22 protein-coding genes are annotated in these 24,445 nt (G+C 63.5%); all 22 read left to right on the top strand.

Annotation, left to right across the window (positions count from 1 at the left end):
• Positions 1–5 precede the first annotated feature (5 nt).
• Positions 6–896, top strand: coding sequence for an intradiol ring-cleavage dioxygenase (locus tag AC0L2D_RS16180; RefSeq protein WP_013533090.1), 891 nt, complete (start codon positions 6–8; stop codon positions 894–896).
• Positions 896–1,714, top strand: coding sequence for an SDR family NAD(P)-dependent oxidoreductase (locus tag AC0L2D_RS16175; RefSeq protein WP_473541526.1), 819 nt, complete (start codon positions 896–898; stop codon positions 1,712–1,714). Before AC0L2D_RS16180 ends, AC0L2D_RS16175 begins: the two co-directional genes overlap by 1 nt.
• Positions 1,715–1,777: 63 nt before the next feature.
• On the top strand, positions 1,778–3,085 hold the full coding sequence (locus tag AC0L2D_RS16170; RefSeq protein ID WP_127365425.1) for an ABC transporter substrate-binding protein: 1,308 nt from the start codon (positions 1,778–1,780) through the stop codon (positions 3,083–3,085).
• A 25-nt stretch (positions 3,086–3,110) separates the two neighbouring features.
• A complete protein-coding gene (locus AC0L2D_RS16165; RefSeq protein ID WP_063171523.1) occupies positions 3,111–3,839 on the top strand; it encodes an ABC transporter ATP-binding protein in 729 nt (242 codons plus the stop codon).
• Positions 3,836–4,564 (top strand): ABC transporter ATP-binding protein, encoded by a 729-nt coding sequence (locus AC0L2D_RS16160; RefSeq protein ID WP_013533086.1) that lies wholly within the window; start codon positions 3,836–3,838, stop codon positions 4,562–4,564. Before AC0L2D_RS16165 ends, AC0L2D_RS16160 begins: the two co-directional genes overlap by 4 nt.
• Complete coding sequence (locus tag AC0L2D_RS16155; protein ID WP_013533085.1) at positions 4,551–5,414, top strand: branched-chain amino acid ABC transporter permease; 864 nt, start codon at positions 4,551–4,553, stop codon at positions 5,412–5,414. Before AC0L2D_RS16160 ends, AC0L2D_RS16155 begins: the two co-directional genes overlap by 14 nt.
• Positions 5,411–6,457, top strand: a complete 1,047-nt coding sequence (locus AC0L2D_RS16150; RefSeq protein WP_013533084.1) for a branched-chain amino acid ABC transporter permease — start codon at positions 5,411–5,413, stop codon at positions 6,455–6,457. The genes AC0L2D_RS16155 and AC0L2D_RS16150 overlap by 4 nt, the downstream gene beginning before the upstream one ends.
• Positions 6,454–7,470 (top strand): zinc-dependent alcohol dehydrogenase, encoded by a 1,017-nt coding sequence (locus AC0L2D_RS16145; protein WP_473541525.1) that lies wholly within the window; start codon positions 6,454–6,456, stop codon positions 7,468–7,470. The genes AC0L2D_RS16150 and AC0L2D_RS16145 overlap by 4 nt, the downstream gene beginning before the upstream one ends.
• A 12-nt stretch (positions 7,471–7,482) precedes the next feature.
• Positions 7,483–8,271, top strand: coding sequence for an alpha/beta fold hydrolase (locus AC0L2D_RS16140; RefSeq protein ID WP_473541524.1), 789 nt, complete (start codon positions 7,483–7,485; stop codon positions 8,269–8,271).
• A gap of 29 nt (positions 8,272–8,300) precedes the next feature.
• Positions 8,301–9,521 carry an acyl-CoA dehydrogenase family protein gene (locus AC0L2D_RS16135; protein ID WP_473541523.1) on the top strand — a complete coding sequence of 407 codons (1,221 nt, stop codon included), beginning with the start codon at positions 8,301–8,303 and terminating at the stop codon, positions 9,519–9,521.
• Between the two features lie 61 nt (positions 9,522–9,582).
• Positions 9,583–10,131: a flavin reductase family protein gene (locus AC0L2D_RS16130; protein ID WP_013533080.1), complete on the top strand. Its 549-nt coding sequence runs from the start codon at positions 9,583–9,585 to the stop codon at positions 10,129–10,131.
• Positions 10,132–10,493: 362 nt separating this feature from the next.
• Complete coding sequence (locus AC0L2D_RS16125; RefSeq protein ID WP_473541522.1) at positions 10,494–12,029, top strand: FGGY-family carbohydrate kinase; 1,536 nt, start codon at positions 10,494–10,496, stop codon at positions 12,027–12,029.
• Positions 12,026–12,802: a DeoR/GlpR family DNA-binding transcription regulator gene (locus AC0L2D_RS16120; RefSeq protein ID WP_224675639.1), complete on the top strand. Its 777-nt coding sequence runs from the start codon at positions 12,026–12,028 to the stop codon at positions 12,800–12,802. The genes AC0L2D_RS16125 and AC0L2D_RS16120 overlap by 4 nt, the downstream gene beginning before the upstream one ends.
• Complete coding sequence (locus tag AC0L2D_RS16115) at positions 12,799–14,511, top strand: glycerol-3-phosphate dehydrogenase/oxidase (protein ID WP_473541521.1); 1,713 nt, start codon at positions 12,799–12,801, stop codon at positions 14,509–14,511. Before AC0L2D_RS16120 ends, AC0L2D_RS16115 begins: the two co-directional genes overlap by 4 nt.
• Before the next feature lie 423 nt (positions 14,512–14,934).
• Positions 14,935–15,945, top strand: a complete 1,011-nt coding sequence (locus tag AC0L2D_RS16110) for a sugar-binding transcriptional regulator (RefSeq protein ID WP_473541520.1) — start codon at positions 14,935–14,937, stop codon at positions 15,943–15,945.
• Between the two features lie 33 nt (positions 15,946–15,978).
• On the top strand, positions 15,979–16,635 hold the full coding sequence (locus tag AC0L2D_RS16105) for a DUF2291 family protein (RefSeq protein ID WP_024502445.1): 657 nt from the start codon (positions 15,979–15,981) through the stop codon (positions 16,633–16,635).
• Positions 16,632–18,173, top strand: coding sequence for a sugar ABC transporter ATP-binding protein (locus AC0L2D_RS16100; protein WP_013533074.1), 1,542 nt, complete (start codon positions 16,632–16,634; stop codon positions 18,171–18,173). The genes AC0L2D_RS16105 and AC0L2D_RS16100 overlap by 4 nt, the downstream gene beginning before the upstream one ends.
• Positions 18,174–18,199: 26 nt before the next feature.
• A complete protein-coding gene (locus AC0L2D_RS16095) occupies positions 18,200–19,330 on the top strand; it encodes an ABC transporter permease (protein ID WP_013533073.1) in 1,131 nt (376 codons plus the stop codon).
• A gap of 37 nt (positions 19,331–19,367) precedes the next feature.
• On the top strand, positions 19,368–20,309 hold the full coding sequence (locus AC0L2D_RS16090) for a D-ribose ABC transporter substrate-binding protein (RefSeq protein WP_013533072.1): 942 nt from the start codon (positions 19,368–19,370) through the stop codon (positions 20,307–20,309).
• 96 nt (positions 20,310–20,405) lie between these two features.
• Positions 20,406–21,965, top strand: a complete 1,560-nt coding sequence (locus tag AC0L2D_RS16085) for an FGGY family carbohydrate kinase (protein ID WP_473541519.1) — start codon at positions 20,406–20,408, stop codon at positions 21,963–21,965.
• Positions 21,962–23,479, top strand: a complete 1,518-nt coding sequence (locus AC0L2D_RS16080; protein WP_024502448.1) for a glycerol-3-phosphate dehydrogenase — start codon at positions 21,962–21,964, stop codon at positions 23,477–23,479. The genes AC0L2D_RS16085 and AC0L2D_RS16080 overlap by 4 nt, the downstream gene beginning before the upstream one ends.
• Positions 23,479–24,417: a sugar phosphate isomerase/epimerase family protein gene (locus AC0L2D_RS16075; protein ID WP_473541518.1), complete on the top strand. Its 939-nt coding sequence runs from the start codon at positions 23,479–23,481 to the stop codon at positions 24,415–24,417. The genes AC0L2D_RS16080 and AC0L2D_RS16075 overlap by 1 nt, the downstream gene beginning before the upstream one ends.
• Positions 24,418–24,445 lie beyond the last annotated feature (28 nt).

The following is a 24,445-nucleotide window of genomic DNA, read 5'->3' as shown; positions in this document are numbered from 1 at the left end:
ATCGCATGATCGACGAACACGAATCCGGCTATTTCACCGAGGCGAACTCGGCCGAGGTCGTCGTGGCGCGCAACAGGAACGCCAAAGACGAGCGGCTCAAAGAGGTGATGGAGGTCATCACCCGAAAGCTGCACGAGGCGGTGAAGGAGATCGAGCCGACGCAGGAGGAATGGTTCGGCGCGATCATGTTCCTGACGCAGACGGGCCAGATCTGCAACGAATGGCGGCAGGAGTACATCCTGCTGTCGGATGTTCTCGGCGTCTCGATGCTGGTCGATGCGATCAACAACCGCAAGCCGTCGGGTGCCTCGGAATCCACGGTGCTGGGGCCTTTCCACGTCGCCGACGCGCCCGAATTGCCAATGGGATCGAACATCTGCCTCGACCAGAAGGGCGAGCCGATGTTCGTGCATGGCCGCATCCTCAACACCGAGGGTAACCCGATCGCAGGCGCCAAGATCGATGTCTGGCAGGCCAATGACGAGGGTTTCTACGACGTGCAGCAGAAGGGCATCCAGCCCGACTTCAATCTGCGCGGGGTGTTCCGCACCGGTGCGGACGGACGTTACTGGTTCCGCGGCGTGAAGCCCAAATACTACCCGATCCCGGATGACGGTCCGGTCGGCAAGCTGCTGGGCGCGCTAGGCCGCCACCCCAATCGTCCGGCGCATCTCCACTACATTGTCGAGGCCGAGGGCTTCGACGCGCTGACCACGCACATCTTCGATCCGGACGATCCGTACATCGATTCAGATGCCGTCTTCGGCGTGAAGAAAAGCCTGCTCGCCGAATTCCGCAAGGTCGAGGACGCCGAAGCCGCGGCCAGGGTCGAGGTCGCGGCGCCGTTCTACGACGTAGAGTTCGATTTCGTGCTGTCGCGCAAGGGAGGAAACTGATGGCCGCACTTGAGAAGATGTTCGATGTCAGAGGCAAGTCGGTGATCGTCACCGGCGGCGCCAGCGGCATCGGGCAGGCCTATTCCGAGATCATGGCCGAGCACGGGGCGAAGGTCTGCATCTTCGACCTGAACCCTGCCGGGCTAGAGAAGACCGTGGCGGCGATCAGGGCGGCGGGTGGCGATGTCTGGGGCCAGGTCGTCGATGTCGGCGACCGTGCGGCCATGGCGGCCGCCTTCGACAAGGTGGCCGAGAAGGCCGGCTCGATCGACGTCGTGTTCGCCAATGCCGGGATCGACGCCGGGCCGGGCTTCAACACCCCGACGGGCGAAAGGAACCCCGACGGCGCCATCGAGAACCTGCCCGACGAGCACTGGGACAAGGTGATCGAGATAAACCTGACCTCGGTCTACACCACGATCAAACATGCCGTGCGGCACATGAAGCCGAATGGCGGCGGCCAGATCATCGTCACGTCGTCCATCGCCTCGCTGATCAACGAGAGCATCGTGGGTACACCCTACATGCCCGCCAAGGCCGCGGTGAACCATCTCGTTCGCCACATGGCGATGGAGCTCGGCGCCTACAACATCCGCATCAACGCAATCCTGCCCGGGCCGTTCATCACCAACATCGCCGGCGGCCGGCTGCGCAATCCGGCGGACCGCAAGGCCTTCGAGGCCCAGTCGCTCATCGGCCGGATCGGTGACCCTGAAGAGATCAAGGGCCTGGCGCTCTATCTGGCGTCGCCGGCCGCGTCCTACGTGACGGGCTCGCTGATCGTCATCGATGGCGGCTCGCTGCTGAGGATGACCTGAACAAGCTTTGAACTGAGACCGGTCCGGTGGGCCGGAGAAACTTAACCCAGGGAGGAACCGACAATGACCTACTACAACAAACTGGTGAAATCGGGCTTGCGGCCCAGCCGCCGAAGCGTCCTGAAGGGGATTGGAGCCGGCGTTGCCGCCAGCACGCTGGGCATGCCGACCTATCTGCGCGCCGCGACGGCGGGGAAGATCAAGCTCGGCTATCTCAGCCCCACGACCGGGCCGCTCGCCCTGTTTGGTGAAACGGATGGCTACACCTTGCAGAAAATCCGCGCCCTGCTCGGCGGCCAGCTGCAATGTGCCGACGGCAATACTTACGAGATCGAGATTCTCGATCGCGATAGCCAGTCCAATCCGAACAAGGCATCGGAAATCGCCGGCAACCTCATCCTGAACGACGAGGTGCATCTGCTCGTACCGGCCTCGACCACCGACACGATCCTGCCCGCGGCCGAGCAGGCCGAGCTTTATGAGACCCCCTGCATTTCCTCCGGTGCTCCCTGGCAAGCGGTGATCATGCCGCGCGGCGGCGGCAAGCAGACCTTCGACTGGACCTATCATTTCTTCTGGGGCCTCGACGAGGCGCTGAACACCTTCGTCGGACTCTGGAACCATCTGGAGACCAACAAGAAGGTCGGCATGCTGTTTCCGCAGAACATCGACGGCGAGACCTGGGGCAACGACGAATATGGCTTGCCAGCGCCGACCCGCAAGGCCGGCTACGAGGTCGTGGTGCCCGGCTATTTCCAGCCCCGCACCAATGATTTTTCCGCACAGATCGCCGAGTTCAAGAAGCAGGGCTGCGAGATCATCGGCGGCATTACCTATCCGGACGATCTGAAGACCTTCGTCACCCAGTGCAACCAGCAGGGCTTCAAGCCGAAGGCGGTCACGGTGGCGGCGGCACTCCTGTTCCCGGGGGGTGTCGAGGCCATGGGTCCTCTAGGCAACGGCATGTCCTCGGAGGTCTGGTGGACACCGGCCTTCCCGTTCAAGTCGTCGCTGACCGGGCAGGTCAGCAGCGACATCGCCAGCCAATGGGAAGTCGATTCGAAGCGGCAGTGGACGCAGCCGCTGGGCTATTCGCATGCCTTGCTCGAGGTCGCGCTCGACATCCTGAAGCGCTCTTCCAATCCGCTCGATCGTACAGCCAACCGAGACGCCCTGGTCGCTACCGATCTGCAGACGCTGGTCGGTCATATCAAGTTCGACGGCTCGCCCCACAAGAACATCTGCAAGACGCCGATCTTCGGCGGCCAGTGGGTGAAGGGTGAGAAATGGCCTTATGACCTGAAGATCGTCGACAACACGGTCAATCAGCTCTTCGCGCCGCAGCAGGCTATTCAGCCGATCGCCTGGTGACATGAGCGGGGACGCGGGCAGAGTCATGGGTAGGGAAATCCTGCTGAAAGCGCACGGGGTGTCGAAGTCCTTCGGCGCTGTCCGCGTCCTGCATGACGTGACTTTCGACGTGCATCGGGGCGAGGTGCTGGGCATCCTCGGCCCGAATGGGGCGGGCAAAACGACGCTGTTCAACGTGATCAGCGGCGACTTGAAGACGTCCGGCGGCGAGATACAGCTCGGCGACACGGCACTCCGCGGCGAGCCGCCCTTCCGCCGCTGCCAAATGGGGATCGGGCGGACCTATCAGATCCCGCGTCCCTATTCCGGCATGACCACCTTCGAAAACCTGCTGGTCGCCGCCGCTTTCGGCGGCGGCCGGTCCGAGAAGCAGAGCTATGCTTTCTGCGCCCAGGTCCTGCGCGAGTGCGAACTCTCCGACAAGGCCAATGTCTCGGCCGGCGCTCTCACTCTGCTCGACCGCAAGCGGCTGGAGCTGGCGCGCGCGCTGGCGTCGGATCCGAAGCTGCTGCTGCTGGACGAGATCGCGGGCGGGCTGACCGACGATGAATCGAAGGCGCTGGTGGCGCTGGTGCGCCGCATCCGCGACCGCGGCATCACCATCGTGTGGATCGAGCATGTGCTGAACGCGCTGCTGGCGGTGGCCGACCGGCTGTTGGTGCTGAATTTCGGCGAGAAGATCGCCGAAGGCGTGCCCGCCGACGTGATCGCGCTGCCCGAGGTCCAGCGCGTCTACATGGGGATCGAGGGATGACGGCCGTTCTTTCCACCCACGGGCTGTTGGCCCGCTATGGCGACTTCCAGGCGCTCTACGGCGTCGACATCGAGCTGCACCAGGGTGAGGCCGTGGCCTTGATCGGCGCCAACGGGGCCGGAAAATCCACCCTCCTGCGTTCGATCATGGGCCTGCTTCCGGTCGGGCGCGAGATGGTGCTGCTGCACGGTGAGCCGGTCGGCGGCACCGCCACCGACCGCATGGTGCAGAAGGGCGTCGCCATCGTGCCGGAGGGCCGCCGCCTCTTCACCGGCATGTCGGTTGAGGACAATCTGCGCGTCGCCATCGACCAGGCCGCCCGCATGGGCGCCAAGGGCGGATGGACGCTGCCGCGTCTGCACCAGCTGTTCCCGATCCTCAAGGAGAAGGCTCGCACCCAGGTGCAAAGCCTCTCGGGCGGGCAGCAGCAGATGGTGGCGATCGGCCGCGCGCTGCTCTGCCAGCCGCGCGTGCTGCTCTGCGATGAGATCAGCCTTGGTCTCGCGCCCAAGGTGATCCGCGAAATCTATGCCGCCTTGCCCGAAATCCGCGCCACCGGAACGGCGATGATCGTGGTCGAGCAGGATGTCGGCCTCGCCCGGACCGCCACGGACCGCCTCTACTGCATGCTGGAGGGCCGCGTGACCCTGACCGGCAGGTCCGCCGAAATCACGCGCGAGCAGATCGGCAAAGCCTATTTTGGAGCGGGCCATGGAGTGGTTTGACGCCTTGGTGCAGGGGGTCCTGCTGGGCGGCATGTATGCCCAGTATGCACTCGGCATGGCGCTGATGTTCGGCGTCATGCGGATCGTCAACATCAGCCATGGCGATCTGGTGATCCTTTTGTCGCTGATCGGCATCTCGATCGCCACGGCTTGGGGTCTGGGACCGCTGCCGGTGCTGATCGTGCTGGTGCCGCTCGCGGTGCTGATGGGCTGGGTGCTGCAGAAGGCCGTGCTGAACCGCGTGGTGGGCAGCGATCCGCTGCCCTCGCTGATCGCGACCTTCGGACTGTCGATCGCGCTGCAGAACCTGATGCTCCAGATATGGTCCGCGAACAGCCGATCGCTGCCCGGCCATGGGATCGAGAGCCAGTCCATCGAGATCGGCGGCATCTATGTCGGTCTCCTGCCGCTGATCGTGCTGGCCGTTGCCACGGGCCTGACAGGAGGCCTCGACCTGACGCTGAAGCGCACGCGCTTCGGTCGCGCGCTCCGCGCCGCGTCGGCCGATGTCGAGGCGGCGGCGATGACCGGCATCAACCCGCGCGCCGTCTATGCGATGGCGACAGCGGCGGCGGTCGGCATTCTCGGTTTTGCAGCCGTCTTCCAGGCGCTGCGGTCGACTGTTGCTCCGGCCGATGGGCCTGCCCAGCTGATCTACGCGTTCGAAGCGGTGATCATCGGCGGCATGGGGACGGTATGGGGCGCCTTCGTCGGCTCGATGGTGCTCGGCATCTCGCAGGCCATCGGCTTCCGCATCGATCCGGGCTTCGGCGTGCTTGCCGGACATATCGTCTTCCTGGTCGTGCTGGCGACCCGCCCACAGGGCCTGTTCGGAAAGGCATTGTCATGAGTGCGATTCCCTATGTGGCAACAACCGAGGTGCCCGAAGTCGTGGTCCAGCGCCAGACCCGGTCCGGTCGCATTGCGATGACGCTGGCGGTGCTGGCCATGATCGCTGTCGCTGTCATGCCGTGGTGGGCTTCGACCGGCACGATCCGGTCGGTTCTGGTGCTGTGCTGCTATATCGCCGTCGCGCAGATGTGGAACCTGCTCGCCGGCTATGCCGGCCTCGTCTCCGTGGGCCAGCACGCCTTCATGGGCGCCGCCGGCTATGCGCTTTTCGTGCTGGCGCAGACCTACGGCATCAATCCGTTTGTGGCGGTCTTCCTGTCGCTCCTGGTGCCGGCCGCGCTGGCCGTGCCGATCTACCTGCTGCTGCATCGCCTGGATGGCCCCTATTTTTCGATCGGCACATGGGTGGTGGCCGAGGTCTTCCGGCTGACCGCCTCGAACCTGCCGCTCGTCAATTCCGGCGCGGGCATGTCGCTTCGCGTGATGAAGGACTATTCGGCCTTCGAGCGGAATGTCGCTATGTCGCTGCTCTGTGCGGGGATGCTGCTCGTCACGCTGGGCGGCAGCTATTGGCTGCTTCGCTCGCGCTTCGGCCTTGCGCTGATCGCCATGCGCGACAATCCGGTTGCAGCTGCCAGCCAGGGCGTGAATGTCGTGAAGCTACGCTTCCTGATCTATGTCGCGTCGGCGGTCGGCTGCGGTCTCGCGGGCGCGATCTATTTCATGGCGCAGCTGCGCATCACCCCCGGTTCGGCCTTTGACCCGATGTGGGCGAACGTCGCGATCTTCATCGTCATGGTCGGCGGGATCGGGTCCATCGAGGGCGTTCTGATCGGATCGCTGATCTTCTTCATCGCGGACCGCTGGTTCGGCGAATATGGCGCAACCTATTTCGTCGTCCTCGGCCTGATGACGCTTCTGGTGGCGCTCTACGCCCGGACGGGCATCTGGGGCCTGATCTCGAAGCGGTGGGATGCACCATGGTTCCCGATCCGACGCAAGCTCGTCGACCCCGAACCGCTGACGAGGAGGATTTCATGAAAGCCGCCATCTTCGATAAGGTCGGCGTCCCACTGCGGATCGGCACGGTGCCGGACCCGACGCCAGCACCGGACGAGGTCGTCTTGCGTGTCGCCGCTTGCGGCATCTGCGGCAGCGATCTGCACATCACCGAGGATCCGGTGCCTTTCGGCATCGAGGCAGGCTTTGTGCTCGGCCATGAATTCTCCGGTGACATCGTCGCGGTCGGATCGGAGGCAACGGGCCTTCGGATCGGTGACCGGGTCGCTGTCGTGCCGATGCGCGGTTGCGGACACTGCGAGGCCTGCGAGCGCGGCGATCCGGCGCGCTGTCACGAGATGGAGCTGATCGGCGGCGGCTATGCGCAATACGCGACCGTGGCCGCACGCCAATGTCATATCCTGTCCGACGATGTAGCACTCGAGGATGGTGCGTTGGCCGAGCCACTGTCGGTCGCCCTGCATTGCATCGTCCGTTCGGGCATGAAGCCGGGGGATCGGGTCGCCATACTGGGTGCCGGGCCGATCGGACTGCTCGTCGCCTTCTGGGCGCGGCGCATGGGGGCATCGCGTGTCGTGGTGGCCGACATCCACGGCCATCAGCGCGAGCGTGCGCTTGCTCTCGGCGCGACCGGCTTCGCGCTTTCCGGCGAAAAGCTGAGCGAGAACCTCACCGATATCTGCGGCGGCGCGCCCGACATCGTCTTCGAATGCGTTGGCAAGCGTGGCCTCATCGGCGCGGCGGTCGAGGCGGTCCGGCTGCAGGGCACGGTGGTCGGGGTCGGCCTCTGCATTGGCGGAGACCAGTGGGACCCGTTCGTTGCGCTGACGAAGGAAGTGAACCTGCTGTTTTCGGTCTTCTTCCATCAGCGCAACGAATTCGGCGTCGCCCTCGATGCGCTTCGAGGCGGACCTTTCGCACCGCAAGCTCTGGTCACCGACCGGATCGACCTCTCGCCGGTTCCGCAGATATTCGAGAGCCTTCGCCGCCGCACCACGCAATGCAAAGTGCTGATCCAGCCGGACTTGGTTTGAGGAGAAATAAAGATGGCCGTTCAATTCGAAACGCTCGAATACGATGTCGAGGGCACGAAGACGGTGGTGAAGGCCATCGGTCGGGGCAAGCCCGTGCTGTTCCTGCACGGCGCCTCGACGCTTGAGGGCTTCGACTTTGCCGAAGGCCTCGCCGACGGCTTCCGCGTGCTCTGCCCGAGCCATCCGGGCTTCGGCTTTTCGGGCGCGGCGCCGCATGTGGCCGGGATGTCCGACATGGTTCTGCATTATCTGAACCTGCTCGATGGTCTGGATCTGCCGGAGAAGCCTCATCTCATCGGCTTTTCCATGGGCGGCTGGATGGCGACCGAGCTCGCCGGCATTGCGCGCGAGCGTTTCGACAAGGTGGTGCTGATCGCGCCGGCAGGGCTCAACGACCCCGCATATCCGGCCACTGATCTCGGCGCGGTCGCGCCGCAGGAGTTGCCGGCCTATCTGGCGCAAGACGTCTCGGTGGCGCTGCGCTACTTCCCGGATGGTTCCGACGCCGCCTTTGCCGAGGCCTTCGGCGCCGATCGCGCCCGCGAAGGCGAGACGCTCGGCCGGCTGCTGGCGCCGTTCGGCATGGGGCATCCGAACCTGCGGCGCTTTCTGGCGCGCATCGCCAATCCGACACTGGTCGTCTGGGGCACCAGGGACCGTATGCTGCCGGCGGGACAGGCTCCGCTCTTCGTCGAGGCGCTGCCCGACGCACGCCTGATCCTCGTCGAGGACGCCGGCCATTTCGTCATGCAGGAGAAACCCGAAACGCTCAGGAAGATCGGCGATTTCTTCGCCGGCTGATCGCATTTGAAAAGGAGGAGGAGAACACGATGAACAAACCCATCAAGCACAGCTCGTGGGGGACGACCACCGACTATCGCGACTTGCTCAGGAAGATCGCGGAGATCGGACCGGCCCTGGAAGCCAACGCCACCGCCGATGAGGAGAATGGCGAACTGACTGCGGCCACGTTCGAGCTGCTGAAGCCGCTGCGCATGTCGCATATCTTTGCCGCGGAGAGCCTCGGCGGTGCGCAGTTGCGACCCACCGAGGGTCTCGAACTGCTGGCGGCGATCACCTGGCACTCCGGGGCGGCCGGCTGGGTTTCCATGGTGCATTGCTGCATCGGCGCGATGTCGGCTGCCTTTCTGCCGGACAGCGCGGTCGAGCGGCTGTTCGCGCCGGGCTCCGACAACCGTTTCTCGGGACAGGGGGCGCCGCTCGGCATGCTGAAGAAGGTCGACGGTGGCTACCGGCTGAACGGCAAGTGGAGCTATGGCAGCGGCTTCAGCCACGCCACCTATAGCCACAGTGCCGCCTTCGTCGACGACGGCACCGGCAAGCCCGCCAAGGACGATAGGGGCAATGTGATCATCATGTGCGCCCATGCGCCGATCTCCCAGCACAAGCAGCTCGGCAATTGGGACGTTCTGGGCCTCGGAGGCACCGGCAGCATCGACTATGCGGCCGAGGACGTCTTCATCGCCGACGATCTCGTCTTCCCGATCCTGACCGCACCGCCGCTGCGCCAGAAGGAGTTCTTCAGTCTCGGTGTCGTCGGCCTCGCCGCCATCGGTCATACCGGCTGGGCACTCGGCACCGGGCGGCGGATGCTGGACGAGATCGCCAAGTTCGCCCGCAGCAAGTCAGGCCGCGCCGGGTTGATCGGCGAGAGCGAGAAATTCTGGCACGACTATGGCCGCGCCGAAGCCCGCTATCGCGCTGCCCGCGCCTTTGTCTTCGAAGTCTGGCGCGACATCGAGGCGACGGTCGAAGCCGGCAACAGCGTATCGACGCGGCAGATCAGCCTTGTCCATCTGGCCAAATCCGAGATTCATGAGGTTGGCGTCGATATCTGCAACTTCGCCTATCGCGCGGGCGGCGGCGCGTCGCTGCGCGCCGGTGTGATCCAGCGCACCTTCCGCGAGATGATGGTGGCGGCCAACCATTTCACGATCGCGCCATCGATCGTCACCTCGGCCGGCCGCGACATCGGCGGGCTGTGGAGCGATCGCACCTGGCAGTTCTACGATCTGATCGAGAAGAAGTAGTCGCAAGGGCCGGACGGCGGACCCATCCGGCCCCATTTCATGCTGCAGAAGAGAGACGTCGATGAGCTTCCCGCATCCGATGACCAACGCCTTCCGCGAAGCCTTTCGCCACCACCCGGCCGGTGTTGCCGTGATCACGGCCGATCCCGGCGACAGACCGGTGGCGATGACCGTGTCCTCGCTGATCTCTGTAAGTGCTGCGCCACCGGTCGTCGCCTTCTCGCTGTCGATGAAATCGACCTCGTCCGAACCCTTGCTACGGGCGCAGACCATGGTGATCCACCTGCTGCGCTACACCGATATCGACCTGGCGCAGCTCTGCGCGTCGAGCGGCGCGGAACGCTTCCCGCCGGGAGGCGCCTGGGCTCGGCTGCCCACGGGCGAACCGCGCTATACCGGCGTCTCGACCTGGTTCCGCGCCCGCCGGCTCGGCGTCCTGCCGATCGAGGGCGCGACACTGGTGGCGGCCGAACTCCTTGACGGCGAGGTGCAGCCGGACGAGATCCCCCCTGAGGCGCATTCGCTGGTCTACCTCGACCGTCGCTGGCATCGCCTGCACAAGGAACTGGACGGCGTGGCTGAACTTCTTGAGTCGTCGCGTTTTCTTTGAACGGTGCCGGCTGTCCGGCCGCTGCGCACGGAATTCGCCAAGCCAGTCAAACGCGTTTCGAGCGTCAGTCGCACCGTCCCCCCTGGCACGCCGTGCAGGGTTGAGGGCCATCCAGCCAGTTGGGCACTGGTCGGAGCTTCGTCCCGCATCGGATGCATATCTCAGCTTACGTCAGACATTTCTACAAAATATATCACATATTGACGTTAATTTAACAGAATACTATGGTCTGTTTGCCGCGTCGGATGCGGCGCTTTGGTATCACCGTTGCTCGTTGATTTTCGTCATGTCCGTCGTCCCTATCCCAACCTGCAGGATTGCCTTGCAGCGCCCTTCACCAGTTGCTGAAAACGGCGGCGCCCATGCCCAGTTTGCTCGGAATCGATAACGGTCTCACGGTCACCAAGGCGGTGATCTTCGATGCCGATGGCACGCAGTTGTCGGTGGCGCGTCGGCGGGTTCCGCAATCGATGCCCCATGCACGCTGGGTGGAGCGCGACATGGCCGGCCTCTGGCAAGCGACCGCCGACGCAATCAAGGAGGCGATCGCGCTATGTGGCCGCCCGGCGGACGACATCAGGGCGGTGGCGGCAACCGCGCATGGCGACGGTCTCTATTTGCTCGACAAGGATCGTCGGCCGCTGGGGCCTGGAATCCTGTCGCTCGATAGCCGCGCCGGCAAGATTGTCGAGCGATGGTCGGCGGACCGGGTCTTCGAAGAGGCGCTAGCGCGAACAGGCCAGGCGCCCCACGTCTCGGCGCCGTCGGCGCTGCTCGCCTGGATCAGGGAGCACGAACCGGCCCGCTATGGGCGTATCGGGCATATACTGGCCTGCAAGGACTGGCTGCGCTTTTGCCTGACCGGCACGGTCGGCACCGACCGTACCGAGGCCAGCACCTCATTCACGGATTTCAGCACGCAGGATTACGCGCCGGAAGCGATGCGCATCTTCGGGCTGGACGATCTTTTCGACGCGCTGCCGCCGATGGCGCACTCCGCCGCGATCGTCGGCCATGTCACCGCCGAGGCAGCAGAAATGACCGGCCTTGCCAAGGGAACACCGGTCGCGTGCGGACTGCATGACGTGACTGCCTCCGCACTTGGCATGGGCGGCCATGAGGAGGGCGTGCTCGCCATCGTCGCCGGAACCTATTCCATCAACGAAGTCGTCTCTTCGCAACCACGCGTCGACCCGCGTTGGCTCTGTCGCAACGCCATCGACGCAGGCCGCTGGAACAACATGGCGATCTCGCCGGCGTCGACCGCGAACTACGACTGGTTTCTCGACACGTTCTGCCGCTCGGAGCAGGAAAAGGCATCGGTCGATGGTGGCTCGATCCACGAGCTTCTGGCAACAGAGATCGACACGGCGCTGAAGAAGCCGTCGACCATCCTGTTTCATCCCTATCTGTTCGGCTCTCCTTATGGCGATGTTGCCAGCGGCGGCTTTGTCGGCCTGCACGGCTGGCACAATCGCGGCGATATGCTGAAGGCGGTTCTGGAGGGCATTGCCTTCAATCACCGCACCCATGTCGAAGCCTTGCGCGACGGCTTTGCCGTCAGCGAGATCCGCCTGACCGGCGGCGGTTCGCGCAATCCGGCCTTCGTTCAGATGTTTGCCGACGTGCTGAACGCCCCGGTCATCGTCACCTCGACCGACGAGGCCGCGGCCTTTGGCGCTGCCCTTTGCGCGGGGGCGGCGGTTGGCATCTTCGCGACGCCGCAACAGGGCGCCAGGCAGGTCGGGATGACGGCGCGCCAATACGAGCCTGACCAAGCCTCGAGTGCTGTGTTCAACGAGCGCTTTTCCCTCTATGGCCGCATAGCCGGTGCGCTCGAACCGCATTGGCCCGACATCGAGAAGCTGGGCCGGCCAGACACTGGGGGAACCGCATGATCAAGGCCGACGAACGACGCGAAGAGATCGCCGACTATGTGATCAAGCTCGGCCAGGTGCGCATCGACGATCTGGTCGAGCATTTCGGCGTGTCGCGCATGACCGTCCACCGGCATATCGACCGGCTGGCGCAGCAGGGCGTGCTGCGCAAGCTGCACGGTGCGGTGACGGTTCAGCCTTCCGGCCTCTACGAAAGCGCCTTCCGCTACCGTGTGACGGTCAACCGGGCCGAGAAGGATGCGCTGGCGCGGGCAGCACTCGATTATGTCGAAGCCGGCCAGGTGGTGATGCTGGACGATTCCTCGACGGCAAACGCCGTCGCGGCACTGCTGCTCGACGTCAAGCCGCTGACCGTCATCACCAACTCCGTAGCGACGGCATCACTGCTGATCAATGTCGACGAACTCGACTTCATCTGTCTCGGCGGCCAGTACCACGGCACCTACAACGCCTATATCGGTATCGTCTGCGAGAACGCCGTGGCGCAGCTGCGCGCCAATGTGCTGATCTGTTCGGCTTCGGCCATCACCGGAACCACGGCCTTCATCCAGGATCCCAATGTCGTGCGGGTCAAGCAGGCGATGATGGCCGCATCGGTCAAGCGTATCCTTCTGATCGACCATGCCAAGTTCGACAGGATCGCGCTGCATGTCTTCGACGATCTGACCAACTTCGATGTCGTGCTGGCGACCGAAGGCCTGGGCGATGCGCGGGCGCAAGCCCTCGAACGGGCCGGCGTGAAGCTGCGCATCGTCAAGACGAAAGCGTCATGAGCTCAAGCGAAGCAACATTTACGGAAAATCCAGCCGGGCGTCTGGCCGCCATGGCCGGAACCGGGGAGGTAGACGTCGTCATCCTTGGCGCCGGCATCAACGGGGCAGGGCTGTTTCGCGATCTGTGCGCGCAAGGCGTCAGCTGCCTGATCGTCGACAAGGCGGATTTCGGCTCGGGCACCAGTGCCGCGCCATCGCGGCTCATTCACGGTGGCCTGAAATATCTCGAAACCGGCGAGTTCGGGCTGGTCGCACAGTCGACACTTGAACGCAATCTGCTTTTGAAGAACGCGCCGCACTATGTCAGCCCGCTGCCGACCGTGATTCCGATCTTTTCCTGGAGCAAGGGCATGCTGGCGGCGCTGCGGACGCTGTTCGGCTCGACCAGCGCACCGCGCAGCCGCGGTGCCATCCTGATCAAGATCGGCCTGATGATCTATGATTTCTACGGCTCGCGAAACCAGGTCATGCCGCGCCACCGCATGGTCGGGCGGCGCCAGGCGCTCAGCGGGATGCCGGCGCTCAATCCTTCGATCGTCGCCACCGGCACCTACTACGACGCCAAGATAAGCCACCCCGAAAGGCTCGTGCTTGAACTGATCCTCGATGGGCGGCAGGCAAACGCGGCCTCGGCCAGCGCGAACTATACGGCGCTGGTCAAGTCCGCCGATGGGGTACTGACCTTCCAGCCGGAAAACGGCGCGGCCTTTTCGGTGCGGCCGAAGCTGGTGGTCAACGCCGCCGGTCCGTGGATCGACGATGTCAACGAATTGCTTGGCGCGCCGTCGAAGATGATCGGCGGCACCAAGGGCTCGCACGTCCTGCTCAAGCATGACGAACTGGTCAAAAGCCTGGCCGGGCGCATGCTCTATTTCGAAGCCGATGACGGCCGCATCTGCCTCATCTACGATTATCTCGGCCTGGCGCTGGTCGGCTCCACCGACATCAAGGCCGACAATCCCGACGCGGTGCGCTGCGAGCCCGACGAAGTCGAGTACCTGCTCGACAGCGTGCGGACTCTGCTGCCGGGAATGGCGTTCGAGCGCGACCAGATCGTCTATGCCTATAGCGGCATCAGGCCGCTGCCGGCCTCCGATGCATCGCTGCCCGGGCTGATCAGCCGTGACCACTCCGCGCCGGTCACCGAGCCGGATCGGAACAGACCTTTCGCGGTCATCTCGCTGGTCGGCGGCAAATGGACGACCTTTCGCGGCTTTGCCGAGGAAGTCGCCGACACCGTGCTCGGCCGCCTGCAGCGCAGCCGCAAGGTGACGACGCAAGCCATGCCGATCGGCGGCGGCAGGGATTTCCCGACCAATGCCGCAGCGCGAGCAGGTTGGCTGGCTCTGGCTCGCTCGAACACGGGCGCTGAGGAACGGCGTCTCGATGCGCTGCTGTCGCGATACGGCACCAGAGCCACGCAGATCGCCACGCATGGGTCGGGCGATGAGGGTCGGCTGCCGGATTCAGAAAGCTATAGCAAATCGGAAATCGACTACATCGTCCGCAACGAGTTCGTCGAACATCTGGCCGATATCGTCATGCGCCGCAGCACCTTGGCGATATCAGGCTCCCTGACAGGCCGCGACCTGCAGGCGATTGCGGCGATTGCCGGACAGGCGCTGGGCTGGAGCGCCGGGCGCCTTGCAAGGGAAGTCGAGGCCGCAATTGTGGAACTCGAGGACCGGAACCTGATGCGGCTGGGCTGATCAGTCAGTCACCGATGCTCTTCACAAGGCAATCCGGTCGGTTTGCCCATGGATGCGCCGCATCCGCAAATCGCCCAACTCACAGGCAGATTGGGATTTTGCCGATATTAGATATTATCCCTGAAAAACAGCTAGTTAGAAGAAAATCTGGATAGCCGATGGCCATGCAATTCTGCTGGCTTAGGCGTGAGGTAACATAGATTGACGTTAAATTAACACAACTGTATGATCGAGTAACATGCTCACCTCCTAATAGGTCGATGTTGCCCGCCGAATGCCGGCAGACCGGCGTTTCGGGAAGGGCGAGACCTGTGAATTCCCCGTATGTGCATGCGCCCAACCCGGCGGGGGATTGACAGCGATGCAGGGATGTGAAAATTTTTGCACACAAAGATAATAATATCATCTCAGGGAGGAGATGGCTTGAAATCCAGCGGAACCGCTAACCGCGATCATGAGTCCAGCCTCGCCACCCGCGCGGCCTGGCTTCACTATGCCGGGGGTCTGACGCAGGCCCAGGTGGCCAAGCGGCTCGGCCTGACCAGCCTCAAGGCGCATCGGCTCATCACGCGGGCCACCCAGGATGGCCTGGTCAGGGTGATCATCGACGGCGACGTCGGCGAATGCATCGACCTCGAGCAGCAGCTGATCAATGCTTACGGGCTCGATTACTGCGAGGTCGTTCCGGATCTCGATCAGGACGAGCTGCCGCTGAAGGCGCTTGGCACCGCCGGCGCTCAGTTTCTGAAGCGGGAGATCGATCGCGGCGAGGACATGCTGATCGGCGTCGGCCACGGCCGTACCCTTGCCGCAAGCGTCGAGTATCTGACGCGCACCGCCGCCGCCCATATCCGTTTCGTCTCGCTGCTTGGCGGTGTGACGCGCAAGTTCGCGGCCAACCCGCACGACGTCATGCATCGGCTGGCCGAGCGGACCGGCGCGCAGGCCTATGTGATGCCGGTGCCTTTTGTCGCCAACACCGCGGAGGACCGTGAGGTGCTGCTTGGGCAGCGCGGCATCAGCGATGTCTTCGACCTCGCAAGCCGGTCCGACCTGATGTTCGTCGGCATAGGGACCGCCGAGCGGGAAGCTTCGCTGGTCGCCACCGGCATGATCGAACATTCCGAAATCGATGAGGTCAAACGCGATGGCGGCGTCGGCGAGCTGCTCGCCCACTTCTTCGACGACCAGGGACGCCCAGTGGAAACGGCGCTGTCGGAAAGAATCCTGGCACTCCCGCGGGACCAGTTGAAGGGCCGCCGGATCGTCGCCGTCGCCGGCGGCAAAGTGAAAATACGCGCCATCAAAGCGGTGCTCGAAAGCCGCTATCTCAGCGGCCTGATCACCGACGAGTCCACCGCTCGTGCCCTTGTCGAACAGAACAAACCCAATGGCGCGAAGCGCCATATGAACGGAGGATCGCCAAATGCGTGACAAGCGCGGATCAGCCTTGCTGGCGGTTGCGTCATGAGCGCGAAAGCCGCCACCGCATCGACCAGGCCTGCCTCGCCCGCCCTGCGTCGGGCACTTGCCGGCGCCGCGGTTGTCGTCCTGCTCGGCGCCATGGCGCTCGATACCAAGGTGGTCAGGATAGGGTCGGCAGGCGACGTTCGCAGCGCCGTGTTTTCCGCCGCTGACTACGGCAAGTCGGAATTTCCCAAGGTGCAGGCCGATGTCGAGGCACGAGCCGCCGACGCGGTGACGGTGGCGACGGCGATTGCCAAGGACAGGGCAACGGCGGAAAAGGAATACGGTGTGCCTGCGGGCGTCGGACCGGTCATTTCAGTCAAGTTCACCGGCGTCGTCGGCGAAGGAAAATCTGGCATCTACAAGGTCGCCGTCGACGGCGTGCCAGATACGCTGATGATCCGCGTGCAGACGGGACCGGCGATCAACGGAACGGAACTGCGTGACGCCACGGGCAAGATCACATTCGGCCAGTTCACCAATCAGATCGAGTACCAGGACGCCGGTTCGGCGCTAAACAACGAGATGAAGAAGGAAGTCCTGGCCAAGGTCGATACGAGCACCTTGACCGGCAAGACCATATCGGTGGTCGGCGCATTCAAGCTGGTCAACCCGAAGAGCTGGCTCGTCACCCCCGTGAGGCTCGACGTCAAATGAAACCGGCCGCCGACACCGGACCCGCGACTGGCGACGCCGTGCTTTCGGCGCGCAACATCGTCATGTCGTATGGCGGCGTCCATGCGCTCAAGGGCGTCAATTTCGACATCCATCGCGGCAAGGTCACCACGCTGTTCGGAGAGAATGGCGCCGGCAAGTCGACGCTGATGAAGATCCTCTCCGGCGTGGTCACGCCGACATCCGGCGACATCGTGCTCGACGGCAATCTCGTCAGCTTTTCTTCGTCCTCGGACGCGCGCGATCGCGGCATCTCGATCATCCACCAGGAACTCAGCCTGGCGCCCAACCTCAGCGTTCGCGACAACATCTTCATGGGCCGCGAACTGCGCACCAGGACCGGCCTCGACTTCGCCGAGGAGCAACGCCAGGCGCGCGCTCTGATGGCTGATCTCGAAGAGGACATCGATCCGATGACCCTGGTCGAGGATCTGCGCCTCGGCCAACAGCAGATCGTCGAGATCGCCCGGGCACTGTCGGTCGATTCGCGCATCCTCATCATGGACGAGCCGACCTCCGCGCTCAGCGCAACCGAGGTGGAAGTTCTGTTCAAGGTGATCCGCGATCTGACCAGCCGCGGCGTCTCCATCGTCTACATATCGCATCACCTCGAAGAGGCGCTGCAGATCACCGACTATGCCGTTGTCCTGCGCGATGGCGCGATTACCGCGACGGCCGAAGCCCGGGATATCGATCTCGAATGGATCGTGCGCAACATGGTCGGCGAGAATTTCGATCTCGGCTCGCCGCCGACCGGCCATGAATTCGGCGAAGTCGCCCTATCGATCGAGGATGTCAGCGTCGTCGACACTTCGGGCTCAGGTTATTCCGTCGTCGATCACCTGTCGCTGGACGTGCGAGCAGGCGAGATCGTCTGCATCTACGGGCTGATGGGTGCCGGGCGCACGGAATTGCTGGAGGCCGTCGCCGGACGAGTGCCGATGGCGGGCGGGCGGGCGCTGCTGGAAGGCGAGGACGTCTCGGGGCTGAGCATTGCCCAGCGTATCTCCAGAGGGCTTGTGCTGGTCCCCGAGGACCGGCAGCGCGACGGGCTGGTGCAAACGATGACCGTCGGTCGTAATCTTTCGCTCGCCAGCATCGAAGCGTTCGCCAGGGGCCTGTTTCTGTCTCGTTCCAGAGAGCGAGAGCTGGTCGAAGACTCGATCCGCAAGGTGACCGTCAAGACCGCTGGCGGCAATGCCATGATCGGATCGCTGTCGGGCGGCAATCAGCAGAAGGTCGTCATTGGCAAGATGCTGACGACCAATCCCAAGGTTATCCTTCTCGACGAGCCGAGCCGCGGCATCGATGTCGGCGCCAAGGCCGAAGTCTTCCGCTTGCTGAGCGAACGCGCTGCGCAGGGCCTTGCCGTCGTCTTCTCGACCTCTGAGGTCAACGAATGCCTCAGCATTGCCCACCGCATCGTCGTCATGCGCCGCGGCAGGATTTCAGCCGAATTCGGCGCCAATGCCACCAAAGAGCAGATCATGGCCGCCTCGGGCGAAGCCGTGGTCGCCTGATCACCAGGAATTTCGGAGCCCACACCATGACCGATGTCAGCCAGGCCAGAAAACAGTCCAGTCCAAGCGCGAGCGAAGGCTTCGATCTCGCCAAGCTACTGCTCGAGGGCCGCGCTTTCTTTGCCCTGATCGTCATCATCGTCGTCTTTTCGATCCTGTCGCCCTACTACCTCTCAGTGGCGAACTTCCTGACCATGGCCTCGCATGTCGCCATCTTCGGCATCCTCGCGATCGGCATGCTGCTTGTCATCCTCAATGGCGGCATCGATCTGTCGGTGGGGTCGACGCTGGGCTTGGCCGGCGTCGTTGCCGGCTTCCTGATGCAAGGGGTGACGCTGAGCTGGCTGGGCGTCGTTCTCTATCCGCCGGTGTGGGTGGTCGCGGTGCTGGCCTGCATGCTGGGCGCCGTCGTCGGGCTGATCAACGGCGTGCTCATCGCGCGCTTCAAGGTTCCGGCGTTCGTGGCCACCCTCGGCGTCATGTACATGGCGCGCGGCCTGGCGCTGCTGATGACCAGCGGCCTGACCTACAACAATCTCGGCGGCAAGCCGGAGCTCGGAAACACCGGCTTCGATGCGCTTGGCTTCAACCGCTTGTTCGGCGTGCCGACGGGCGTCGTGGTTCTCGTGGTCATCGCGCTCATTGGCAGCATCGTCCTGAACCGAACCGCTTTCGGGCGCTGGCTCTACGCCTCGGGCGGCAATGAACGCGCGGCCGAACTCTCCGGCGTTCCGGTCAAGACAGTGCAGATTTCCGTCTATGTGCTGTCGGGCATCTGCGCCGCCATTGCCGGCCTGATCCTGTCCTCGCAGCTTACATCGGCGGGACCGACCGCCGGCACCACCTACGAACTGACGGCCATTGCGGCCGTCGTCATCGGCGGCGCGGCACTGACCGGCGGCCGCGGCAACATCCGCGGAACCCTGCTCGGGGCCTTCGTCATCGGCTTCCTGTCCGACGGTCTGGTGATCATCGGCATCTCATCCTACTGGCAGACAGTGTTCACCGGCGCGGTCATCGTGCTCGCCGTGCTCCTCAATGCCGTTCAGTATCGCCGCCGCAGCAAGCTCCCAAGCGCGACAGGTGGCCAACCGACTTCTCAGAAACGGGGGAAGGCCGAACCGGCCAATCCTGCCCAAGGGAAGACTGCCAGGTGAACTGGCAGCAACACGCGTAATCATTGGAGGAATGTACATGAAAACCATGCTGAAAAGTCTGCTCGCGGCCGCGATGGTCGTTGGGTTCACGGCCGCCGCGTCAGCCGCGGGCCTGATCTCGATCATCGTCAACGATCCGGCCAATCCCTACTGGCTGACCGAGGGCAACGTCGCCAAGGCCGAGGCCGAGAAGCTTGGCTATACGGCCAATGTCGGCGCCCACAAGGGCGATACCAATACCGAAAGCAATTTGATCGACACCGCCATCACCAACAAGTCGGTGGCGATCATTCTCGATCCGGCCAACGCCGACGGCTCTGTCGGTGCGGTGAAGAAGGCGATTGCGGCCAACATCCCGGTGTTCCTTGTCAATGCCGAGATCAACCAGGAAGGCCTCGCCAAGGGGCAGCTCGTTTCCAACAACGCGCAGGGCGCTGCTCTCGGTGCCCAGCAGTGGGTGCAGGCCGTCGGTGAAAAGGGCAAATATGTCGAACTGCTCGGCGCCCCGTCGGACAACAATGCCGCCACGCGCTCGAACGGTTACGCGACTGTGCTGAGCCAGTACCCGGATCTCGAAAAGGCTGCTTCGCAGGTCGCCAACTGGGATCGTACCCAGGGCCACGACAAGATGCAGAGCATGCTGCAAGCCAATCCCGACATCATCGCCGTGATCAGCGGCAATGACGAAATGGCTCTCGGCGCGGTTGCGGCGCTGAAGGAAGCTGGCAAGCTCGCCGGCATCAAGGTCGGTGGCTTCGACGGCTCCCCGGACGCGGTTGCGGCGATCAAGTCCGGTGAACTGCAGTACACCGTGCTTCAGCCGGTCGCCATCTTCTCGGCCAAGGCCGTGCAGCAGGCGGACTCGTTTATCAAGACGGGTGCCACCGGTGCGGCGACCGAGAAGCAGCTGTTCGATTGCCTTCTCATCACCAAGGACAATGTCGACAAGTACACCGCACCCTTCGTGCTGTCTGAGTAATATCTGTACAGGGGGTGTCCTTGCGGGCACTCCCTGCCTCTTCTACGAAATGACTGCCCTCGTGAACTGCCTTCGCAACCAATCGGAATTTGCGGCATGAAAGACCTGCTGATCGGCATCGACGCGGGAACGTCGGTGATCAAATCGATCGCTTTCGATCTGTCCGGGCGGCAGCTCGCCATGACGTCGGTGCCCAATAGCTTCGTCACGCTGGAAGGCGGCGGCGCCGAGCAGGACCTCGACCAGACCTGGCGCGACATGGCACGGACCGTTCGCGATCTCGCGGCCAAGATTCCCGACCTCGCGCAACGAACCGCGGCGGTGGCCATCACCGGGCAAGGCGACGGAACCTGGCTGATCGATAGCGACGGCTTGCCTGTCTCGCGCGCCTGGCTGTGGCTCGATGCCCGCGCCGGACATTTGGTGGACGAGATGCGCGCCGATCCCCGGGATCGCAGGCGGTTCGAACTGACCGGCACGGGGCTGAATTCCTGCCAGCAAGGCGCCCAGCTTGCCTTCATGAAAAAGAATCATCCCGACATGCTGGAGCGGGCGGCCACCGCACTGCATTGCAAGGATTGGCTCTACTTCAAGATGACGGGCGAACGCGCCACCGATCCCTCCGAGGGAACCTTCACCTTCGGCGATTTTCGGTCGCGCACCTATTCCGACGAAGCCCTCGACATCCTGGATCTGACGACGCATCGCCGCCTGTTGCCTCCCATGCTCGAAGGCACCACCGACCATCATCCGCTATCGCGATCGGCGGCGGCGGAGACCGGCCTGCTCGAAGGCACGCCGGTGGTGCTGGGCTACGTCGACATGGTCATGACGGCGCTCGGAGCCGGCCTCTATGATCCCTCGGGCAATGTCGGCTGCACGGTCATCGGCTCGACCGGCATACACACGCGCTTCGCAGCCACTCCCGACGATGTCGTGCTGAACGCAGATGGCTCCGGCTACACGATCGCCATGCCTATTCCGGGCGCCTTTGCACAATTGCAATCCAACATGGCGGCGACGCTCAACATAGACTGGGTGCTTGGCCTTGCGCGCGACGTGCTCGCCACGGCTGGCGGCAAACCTTCTCATGACGAGTTGCTGAAGGCGCTCGACGCTTGGATGGAAGCATCGGAGCCGGGATTGCTGATCTACCAGCCTTACATATCGCTAGCCGGCGAAAGAGGGCCGTTCGTCGACCCTGACGCACGCGCCGGCTTCATCGGCCTTTCGGTCAAGCATGGCTTTGGCGATCTGGCACGCGGCGTGCTCGAGGGGTTGGCCTTCGCCGCTCGCGATTGCTACCAGGCGATGGGCGCCGTGCCGAGTGAGATCCGCCTGTCGGGCGGCGCAGCGCGCAGTCCGTCTCTACGTCGCATCATCGCGGCGGCGACAAGGGCGCAGGTGCGCACCAGCAGCCGCCAGGAAGCCGGCGCGGCGGGTGCCGCGATGATGGCCGCGGTCGGGCTCGGCGTCTACGGCTCCATGGAAGACTGCGCCGCCGAATGGGTGACGCCGCTTCTCGGCGACTGCGATGCCTATGACGAGGCGCTTTCGCAAACATACGATGCGCTCTTCCCTTCCTTCGTTGCGGCGCGCCAGGCGCTTCGGCCGGTGTGGAAGGGCATGGCGCACCGCACAGGAGCAAGGCCTTGAGCAATACAACAGATGTCGTCGATCTCTTCGTGATCGGCGGCGGCGTCAATGGAGCCGGCATAGCGCGTGATGCTGCAGGTCGTGGCCTGTCCGTCATCCTGTGCGAAAAAGACGATCTCGCGCAAGGCACCAGTTCGCGCTCCGGCAAGCTGGTGCATGGCGGCCTGCGCTACCTCGAATATTATGAGTTCAGGCTGGTTCGCGAAGCGCTGATCGAACGCGAGGTGCTGCTCGAGGCGGCGCCGCACATCATCTGGCCGATGCGCTTCGTTCTACCGCACAGCCCGCAGGATAGGCCGGCATGGCTGGTCCGGCTCGGGCTGTTTCTCTACGACCACCTTGGCGGCCGCAAACGGCTGCCTGGGACAAGAACGCTGAACCTGAGGACCTCGCCTGAAGGCGCGCCGATCAAGGACGAATTCAAGCGCGGTTTCGAATATTCCGACTGCTGGGTCGACGATGCGCGCCTGGTGCTGCTCAATGCGCTCGATGCAAGGCAGCGAGGCGCCAGAGTGCTCACGCGCACCGCCTGTGTCGCGGCGCGCCGTGAAGGCGGACTGTGGTCGATCGACATGCAGGATGGCCGCACGGGCGCCGTCACGAAAGTCCGCGCGCGCGCTCTGATCAACGCAGCAGGTCCCTGGGTCAACGACATTGTCAGCCGCGTCGCCGGGCAGAATTCGACGCGCAATGTCCGGCTTGTAAAAGGCAGCCATATCGTCGTGCCCAAATTCTGGGAGGGGCGGCAGGCCTATCTCATCCAGAACAACGACAAGCGGGTGATCTTCGTCAACCCGTACGAGAACGATCTGGCGCTGATCGGCACGACCGACATTCCCTACGAAGGCAGGCCCGAGGAAGTGGTCGCCGAGGCCAGCGAAGTCGACTACCTGATCAAGGTGGTCAATCGCTATTTCAAGCGGCAGCTGACGCCACAGGACGTGGTCTACAGCTTCTCCGGTGTGCGTCCGCTCTATGACGACAATGCCGACAATCCAAGCGCGGTGACGCGCGACTATATTTTCGAACTCGACGCCTCCAACGGCAACGCACCGCTGCTTTCGGTGTTCGGCGGCAAGATCACCACCTTCCGCAAGCTGTCGGAACACGCGCTGGAAAAGATCCAGCCATTCTTTCCGACGATGAAGAAAGCCTGGACGGCCAAAATTCCCTTGCCGGGGGGCGACCTGCCCAATGCGGACTTCGAGCAGTTTCTGAGCGATCTGCATGTCGAATTTCCATGGCTCAGCCCGTCGTTGGTGAAGCACTACGCTCGAAGCTACGGCACCCGCGCCAGGCAATTGCTCGCCGGCGCGCAAAGCGAGGCTGATCTCGGCCGACGCTTCGGTCCCGATCTGTATGAACGGGAGGCAAAGTTCCTGGTCGAGACCGAATGGGCTGGCACATCAGCCGATATACTGGAACGCCGCACAAAGCATGGCCTGCATATCAATGCGGCCGAGCGGAAAGCATTCGAAGATTGGTTCGGTAACATCATGGCGACGGCGGACTGATGGCCTTCACGCTTTCCCTCAACACCAATCCTCTGGTCAATCGCTTCGCCGATCCAGACGATTTGATCGACGCGATTGCTTATGGCATCGGCATTCGCGACGTGCAGTTGACGCATGAATTCGTCAATCCGGGCTGGCCGGCGGCCACGATTGCCAAATTCCTGCGCCTGTTCAACAGCGCGCTTTCGCGGACCGGTGTCAGGATCACCTCCGGCATGACCGGACCTTATGGCCGGCTCAACCATTTCGGCCACCCGGACGCCGACGTCCGGCGCTACTATGTCGACTGGTTCAAGACCTTCGCCGACATTTCCGCCGAACTCGGCGCGCCAGGCATGGGCACGCAGTTCGCCATCTTCACCTACAAGGACTTTGACGATCCGCAACGGCGGGCAGCACTTCTCGATATCGCGCTCGAATGCTGGCGCGAGGTTGCCGAACACGCCAGGGCGGCGGGGCTGACATACCTGTTCTGGGAGCCGATGTCGGTCGGCCGCGAGTTCGGCCACACGATCGAAAGCTGCGTCACGATGCAAGGCGCCATCGACGCGGCGAAGCTGCCCATACCGATGAAGATGATGGTCGATATCGACCATGGCGACGTGACCTCACCCAACCCTGCCGACACCGATCCCTACGCCTGGGCGAAAGCGTTTCCATTGCAATCTCCGATCATCCACATCAAGCAGTCTTCCATGAACAAGGGCGGCCATTGGCCGTTCACGGCCGCCTACAACAAGGATGGCCGCATAGTGCCGCAGAAGTTGCTGGACGCGGTTCGGCAGGGTGGTGGAACCGACAATGAAATTTGCCTTGAACTTTCCTTCAGGGAGAGGGAACCAGTCGACCATCAGGTTATCGAGATGATCCGCGAGTCGGTGGATTTCTGGGCGCCTTACGTCGACAGTGGCCGCGACAGTCTCAAGCCTCGGACTTGAGCGAATACGTCGCCCGGAAGCCGGCTTC

It is taken from the genome of Mesorhizobium sp. WSM4833 (genome assembly GCF_055811095.1).
Note: the sequence above shows the minus strand (reverse complement) of the source record. Positions and strands in the feature narration are given on the sequence as shown.